The organism is Massilia sp. PWRC2 (assembly GCF_049896725.1).
GTDB lineage: Bacteria > Pseudomonadota > Gammaproteobacteria > Burkholderiales > Burkholderiaceae_D > JAFCUW01.
The window spans coordinates 1-1485 of the sequence record NZ_JAFCUW010000037.1 but is presented as its reverse complement, the minus strand read 5'-3'; the positions used below and the strand labels follow the sequence as shown (position 1 = coordinate 1485).

The 1485-nt window shown below is 59.3% G+C and carries 1 protein-coding gene; it reads left to right on the top strand.

Going from position 1 to position 1485, the window contains the following annotated elements:
- Positions 1-128 precede the first annotated feature (128 nt).
- Positions 129-1478, top strand: coding sequence for an IS4 family transposase (locus ACP7BZ_RS22895; protein ID WP_426117501.1), 1350 nt, complete (start codon positions 129-131; stop codon positions 1476-1478).
- The last annotated feature ends 7 nt before the right edge of the window (positions 1479-1485 follow it).

Genomic DNA, 1485 nt, shown 5'->3' with positions numbered 1-1485 from the left:
CACCTCGTTATACACAAGTCCGAAGCGCCGAACGCCGGAGCTGAAAAATCGTTTACTTTCAATGACTTGCAGCAGCCCTTGTAAACTTGATCGTTTTCGCGTTTACTCTCGTCTTTTGGGTGAACTAATTGACGACAGCATCGACGCACTGGGCAGCAACGGAGTTTGACCAGCTGGACTTGGGCGATGCGCGTCTGAACAAGCGAGCGAGAATATTGATGGAACGATTTGCGGCCGATCCGATGGCGAGCATCCCGAAGGCCAGCCTGGGCTGGAGCGAGACGGTGGCGGCGTATCGCTTCTTCGATAACGAAAACGTTGACTGGCAGGATTTGATGGCGCCGCATTGGCAGCAGACGCAGCAGCGTATGGCGGCGTATCCGGTGATCCTGTGCCTGGAAGATACAACGGAACTGGACTTCAACGGTCAGGAAACAAAGGGCTTGGGACCGCTGAGCTACGAGGCCCAACGTGGCATGTACGTGCACCCGACTTACGCAGTCACACCCGAGCGAGAACCACTGGGGATCCTGAACGCCTGGATGTGGGCGCGCACCTTGAAAGACGCGGACGGCCAGCGCGGCGGTCCGAAGGAAAGCCTGCGCTGGATTGAAGGCTACGAACGCGTTGCCGAGATTGCGCCCGATCTGCCTGGCACGCGCCTGGTGTATGTCGCCGACCGCGAGGCGGACCTGATGCCGCTGATGGCCCGGGCCCAGGAGTTGGGCACGCCGGCCGACTGGCTGGTGCGCGCCAAACACAACCGTTGCCTGCCCAATGGCGACAAGCTGTGGGCCCACACCACTGTCGGCGCGCCGCTGGGCGAGATCAGCTTTTTGATGCCCGCGCGCAAAGGCGCGAAAGCGCGTACTGTGCGCCAGCAACTGTGGGCGCGTCGCGTCGAGCTGCCGGCCGGTAAGGGTGAAACGGTCACAGCAACCTGCCTCGTTGCACGCGAAATTGGCGCGCCGTCTGGCGTCACGCCCATCGAATGGCGATTGTTGACGAACCGAATGATCGACAGCGCTATCGACGCCGTCACGCTAATCGACTGGTACCGTGCCAGGTGGGAAATCGAGATGCTGTTTGACGTCTTGAAAAATGCCTGCCGCGTCGAGGCGTTGCAATTGGGCTCGATAGTCAAGCTTGAACGCGCGTTGGCCTTGTTCCTGGTCGTCGCCTGGCGGATCGCCTACCTGATGCGCAGCGGGCGCACCTGTCCAGACCTCGATGCCACGTTGTTCTTCGATCCGGACGAAATTCATAGTGCTTACCTGTTGAATGATCAGGATGAGCCGGACAACCCCAAGCTCAACGACGTACTGCGACTGATCGCCCGACTGGGCGGATTTCTGGGCAGGAAAAGCGACGGCGAACCCGGCGTCAAGACTATCTGGCTCGGAATGAAGGATGTCTACGTTGCAGCCAAAACGATGGAGAAATTACGCGACCGAGCCAATGCCAAGACTTATGTATAACGAGGTG